The 5,628-nt window shown below is 46.0% G+C and carries 1 protein-coding gene, 2 tRNA genes and 3 rRNA genes; all 6 read left to right on the top strand.

Features of this window, described 5'->3' with window-relative positions; all coding sequences use genetic code 11:
- Positions 1-199: hypothetical protein (locus EQ921_RS14850; protein ID WP_221410506.1), on the top strand; the 199-nt coding region annotated here is incomplete at its 5' end.
- A 128-nt stretch (positions 200-327) separates the two neighbouring features.
- Positions 328-1,848 (top strand): 16S ribosomal RNA (locus tag EQ921_RS14655).
- A gap of 265 nt (positions 1,849-2,113) precedes the next feature.
- Positions 2,114-2,187 (top strand) — tRNA-Ile (locus EQ921_RS14650).
- 12 nt (positions 2,188-2,199) lie between these two features.
- Positions 2,200-2,273, top strand: a tRNA-Ala gene (locus tag EQ921_RS14645).
- Positions 2,274-2,417: 144 nt separating this feature from the next.
- Positions 2,418-5,244 (top strand): 23S ribosomal RNA (locus EQ921_RS14640).
- Between the two features lie 90 nt (positions 5,245-5,334).
- Positions 5,335-5,443 (top strand): 5S ribosomal RNA (gene rrf / locus EQ921_RS14635).
- Together the 16S, 23S and 5S rRNA genes with 2 tRNA genes alongside form the textbook arrangement of a ribosomal RNA operon.
- Positions 5,444-5,628 lie beyond the last annotated feature (185 nt).

Raw genomic sequence — 5,628 nt, 5'->3', positions numbered from 1 at the left:
AAAAAAAAGGTTAGAAAAAGTTAATAATTTATCTAATTGTTTAATAGCGAGTTATAGGTTTGGGGTTAAAAAAAGTCAAAAAAAAGTACAGAAATATTTGGAGGATAAGAAAAAGTCTGTATCTTTGCACTCGCAATCCGGAATTACTGAGATAACGAAAGTAGCGAAGGGGCGCAAACAAAGAAGATCGTTGACATAAAGTTTCTTTTTTAAGAATGAAAAAAGAGACACAAGATAAAAAGACAAAACAGCAAACCTGGAATAAAAACAAAGTTAATTCCATTTGAGTTTTAGGGATAACTACCATGTTAAAGAAACAAAAATTTTACAATGGAGAGTTTGATCCTGGCTCAGGATGAACGCTAGCGGGAGGCCTAACACATGCAAGCCGAGGGGTATTAAGGAGCTTGCTTCTTGAGAGACCGGCGCACGGGTGCGTAACGCGTATGTAACTTGCCTCTATCACTGGGATAGCCCGGGGAAACCCGGATTAATACCGGATATACTAAGTAGTAACCTTACTATTTATTCAAAGATTTATCGGATAGAGATAGGCATGCGTAGGATTAGTTAGTTGGTAAGGTAACGGCTTACCAAGACGATGATCCTTAGGGGGCCTGAGAGGGTGATCCCCCACACTGGAACTGAGACACGGACCAGACTCCTACGGGAGGCAGCAGTGAGGAATATTGGACAATGGGTGAGAGCCTGATCCAGCCATCCCGCGTGAAGGACGACAGCCCTATGGGTTTTAAACTTCTTTTGTATGGGGATAAACCTATCTACGTGTAGATAGCTGAAGGTACCATACGAATAAGCATCGGCTAACTCCGTGCCAGCAGCCGCGGTAATACGGAGGATGCAAGCGTTATCCGGATTTATTGGGTTTAAAGGGTCCGTAGGCGGATTTGTAAGTCAGCGGTGAAATCCTACAGCTTAACTGTAGAACTGCCGTTGATACTGCAAGTCTTGAATAGTATTGAAGTAGCCGGAATGTGTAGTGTAGCGGTGAAATGCATAGATATTACACAGAACACCAATTGCGAAGGCAGGTTACTAAATACCGATTGACGCTGATGGACGAAAGCGTGGGGAGCGAACAGGATTAGATACCCTGGTAGTCCACGCCGTAAACGATGGATACTCGCTGTTGGGCTTTAGGGCTCAGCGGCTAAGCGAAAGTAATAAGTATCCCACCTGGGGAGTACGACCGCAAGGTTGAAACTCAAAGGAATTGACGGGGGCCCGCACAAGCGGTGGAGCATGTGGTTTAATTCGATGATACGCGAGGAACCTTACCAGGGCTTAAATGGGAATTGACGTACCTAGAAATAGGTATTTCTTCGGACAATTTTCAAGGTGCTGCATGGTTGTCGTCAGCTCGTGCCGTGAGGTGTCAGGTTAAGTCCTATAACGAGCGCAACCCCTGCCATTAGTTGCCAGCGATTCAAGTCGGGAACTCTAATGGGACTGCCGGTGCAAACCGCGAGGAAGGTGGGGATGACGTCAAATCATCACGGCCCTTACGCCCTGGGCCACACACGTGCTACAATGGCCGGTACAGAGGGCAGCTACACAGCGATGTGATGCGAATCTCTAAAGCCGGTCTCAGTTCGGATTGGAGTCTGCAACTCGACTCTATGAAGCTGGAATCGCTAGTAATCGCATATCAGCCATGATGCGGTGAATACGTTCCCGGGCCTTGTACACACCGCCCGTCAAGCCATGGAAGCTGGGGGTGCCTGAAGTCGGTGACCGTAAAAGGAGCTGCCTAGGGTAAAACTAGTGACTGGGGCTAAGTCGTAACAAGGTAGCCGTACCGGAAGGTGCGGCTGGAACATCTCTTTTTTAGAGTACAGGAGTTATCACAAGATAACCCAAATGGAATTATTTTATTCCAGGAGTTTGTCTGTTTATTATTTAAGCTATAATTAATTATAATGATTAATATATAGTAATAAAGAATAAGTTTAAAAAATATCAAGTGTCACATGAAAGCAAAGAAAAATAAAAAAAGAAACACACAATATAATAACACACCCCTGGAACCATCTACGAGCACAGGAAAGACAGAAAGAGCTTAAAGTAAGTACAGGAAAGACCAAACAGACAGAGTCTCATAGCTCAGCCGGTTAGAGCGCTACACTGATAATGTAGAGGTCGGCAGTTCGAGTCTGCCTGAGACTACAAGATGACCAAGGGGAATTAGCTCAGTTGGCTAGAGCGCCTGCCTTGCACGCAGGAGGTCAAGGGTTCGACTCCCTTATTCTCCACAAGTATGAATAAAAAAAACGAAAAAGCGTTATTTTTATAAAAGATACAAGATTATAACAAGTGTTGTTATACAGATCATTGACATTACTGGGATTTTATATAAAGAAATTAAACCGAGCAGCCGTCCTGAAAGGCGGCTAAGGAAAGAAATCGTTAAGAGCGTACGGCGGATGCCTAGGCTTTGAGAGGCGAAGAAAGACGTGGTAAGCTGCGAAAAGCTGCGGGGATTGGCACACACGAAGTGATCCGCAGATGTCTGAATGGGGCAACCCACTGTACCTAAGTACAGTATCCCGCAAGGGAGGCGAACCTTCTGAACTGAAACATCTAAGTAGGAAGAGGAAAAGAAATCAACCGAGATTCCGAGAGTAGTGGCGAGCGAAATCGGAATAGCCCAAAAGTTTATCTATGCGTAACAGAATACTTTGGAAAAAGTAACCAGAGAAGGTGAAAGTCCTGTAAGTGAAATTCATAAATAAATGACAATGAGTAGGGCGGGACACGTGAAATCCTGTCTGAATATGGGGGGACCATCCTCCAAGGCTAAATACTCCTCAAAGACCGATAGCGAACTAGTACCGTGAGGGAAAGGTGAAAAGCATTTCGATAAGAAAGATGAAATAGATCCTGAAACCGTACGCTTACAAGCGGTCGGAGCATCGTAAGATGTGACGGCGTGCCTTTTGCATAATGAGCCTACGAGTTAATTTCACTAGCGAGGTTAAGTAGTTCAGCTACGGAGCCGCAGCGAAAGCGAGTCTGAATAGGGCGTTATAGTTAGTGGGATTAGACGCGAAACCTTGTGATCTATCCATGGGCAGGTTGAAGCTTTGGTAACACAAAGTGGAGGACCGAACCGGTTGACGTTGAAAAGTCTTCGGATGACCTGTGGTTAGGGGTGAAAGGCTAATCAAACTGGGAGATAGCTCGTACTCCCCGAAATGCATTTAGGTGCAGCGTTAAGACAAGTATAATAGAGGTAGAGCTACTGATTGGATGCGGGGGTTTCACCGCCTACCAAATCCTGACAAACTCCGAATGCTATTATATGTTTCTTAGCAGTGAGGGCATGGGTGCTAAGGTCCATGTCCGAGAGGGAAACAACCCAGAGCAGCAGCTAAGGTCCCGAAATGTATACTGAGTTGAAAAAACGAGGTCGGACTGCCCAGACAGCTAGGATGTTGGCTTGGAAGCAGCCACTCATTTAAAGAGTGCGTAACAGCTCACTAGTCGAGCGGTCCGGCATGGATAATACTCGGGCATAAGTATACTACCGAAGCTCTGCGAAATAATATATTTCGGTAGGGGAGCATTCTGTTGGCGTCGAAGGTGTGAGGTGACTCATGCTGGAGCAGACAGAAAAGAAAATGTAGGCATAAGTAACGATAATGGGGGTGAGAAACCCCCACGCCGTAAATCCAAGGTTTCCTCAGCTATGCTAATCAGCTGAGGGTTAGTCGGGTCCTAAGGCTAATCCGAAAGGAGATGTCGATGGCCAATCGGTTAATATTCCGATACCCGCTGTAAATTCGAAGGAGGGACAGAGTAATGAAACTACCGCGTACTGACGGAATAGTACGTTAAAGCGTGTAGGTATATCTTTGATAGTTAAATGCGTCAAGGATGCCGAATGTGATAGTACCAGGAAGCTTCGGCCGAATGGATAGTGTAGGTAAGAGCTCTCAAGAAAAACTTCTAAGGCTAGTTTACAGTGGCCCGTACCAAAACCGACACAGGTGGATGAGGAGAGTATCCTAAGGCGCTCGAGTGAATCATGGTTAAGGAACTAGGCAAAATAGACCTGTAACTTCGGGAGAAAGGTCGCTCCCCGTAAAACGGGAGCCGCAGTGAAAAGGCCCAGGCGACTGTTTATCAAAAACACAGGACTCTGCAAAATCGAAAGATGACGTATAGGGTCTGACACCTGCCCGGTGCTGGAAGGTTAAGGAAGGATGTTCGGAGCAATCCAAAGCATTTGACTGAAGCCCCAGTAAACGGCGGCCGTAACTATAACGGTCCTAAGGTAGCGAAATTCCTTGTCGGGTAAGTTCCGACCTGCACGAATGGTGTAACGATCTGGGCACTGTCTCAACCATGAGCTCGGTGAAATTGTAGTATCGGTGAAGATGCCGATTACCCGCAATGGGACGAAAAGACCCTGTGAACCTTTACTATAGCTTCGTATTGACTTCGGGTAAATGATGTGTAGGATAGGTGGGAAACTATGAAGCGGCTTCGCTAGGAGTCGTGGAGTTGACGTTGAAATACCACCCTTTATTTATCTGGAGCCTAACTTCTGCAAAAGAAGGACATTGCGTGGCGGGTAGTTTGACTGGGGTGGTCGCCTCCAAAAGAGTAACGGAGGCTTTCAAAGGTACCCTCAGCACGCTTGGCAACCGTGCGTAGAGTGTAATGGCATAAGGGTGCTTGACTGTGAGGCCAACAAGCCGAACAGGTGCGAAAGCAGGACATAGTGATCCGGTGGTTCCGCATGGAAGGGCCATCGCTCATAGGATAAAAGGTACTCCGGGGATAACAGGCTAGTCTCCCCCAAGAGCTCACATCGACGGGGAGGTTCGGCACCTCGATGTCGGCTCGTCACATCCTGGGGCTGGAGAAGGTCCCAAGGGTTGGGCTGTTCGCCCATTAAAGTGGCACGCGAGCTGGGTTCAGAACGTCGTGAGACAGTTCGGTCTCTATCTATTGCGGGCGTTAGAATTTTGAGCGGAGTTGACTCTAGTACGAGAGGACCGAGTTGAACAAACCTCTGGTGTATCAGTTGTGCCGCCAGGTGCACCGCTGAGTAGCTAAGTTTGGATGAGATAAGCACTGAAAGCATATAAGTGCGAAACTCGCCGCAAGATGAGAGTTCTTTTAAGGGTCGTGGGAGATCACCACGTTGATAGGCTGTAGGTGTAAGGGCAGCGATGTCCCAGCCGAGCAGTACTAATTACCCGTAGGTTTCGTCCAATAGTATTAAAACAAACATACAGAAAAACAAGCCGTTTTTCAGGAAGCTGGAAGGTTCAATTTATTTATATAAAATCCCATTAAGATATTTTAGGCGGTTATAGCGTCAGGGCCCACCTGTTCCCATTCCGAACACAGAAGTTAAGCCTGACTGCGCCGATGGTACTGCTACTTGCGGGAGAGTAGGACGCCGCCGGATTTTTAAACATAAAAACCCTTAATCAGAAATGATTAAGGGTTTTTTTATTTTATTTATCTTTTTTAATTCTATTTCTACTACTCAATAAAAACCATTATAGTTATATCTATAACCAATTCTATACCTAGCTCTATCGCTCTGATGGTTTTTGAATGATTCAATTTTTTTTATATTCTCTCTTTAAG

Source organism: Apibacter sp. HY039 (assembly GCF_004023655.1).
In the GTDB taxonomy this organism is placed as follows: domain Bacteria; phylum Bacteroidota; class Bacteroidia; order Flavobacteriales; family Weeksellaceae; genus Apibacter; species Apibacter raozihei.
Note: the sequence above shows the minus strand (reverse complement) of the source record. Positions and strands in the feature narration are given on the sequence as shown.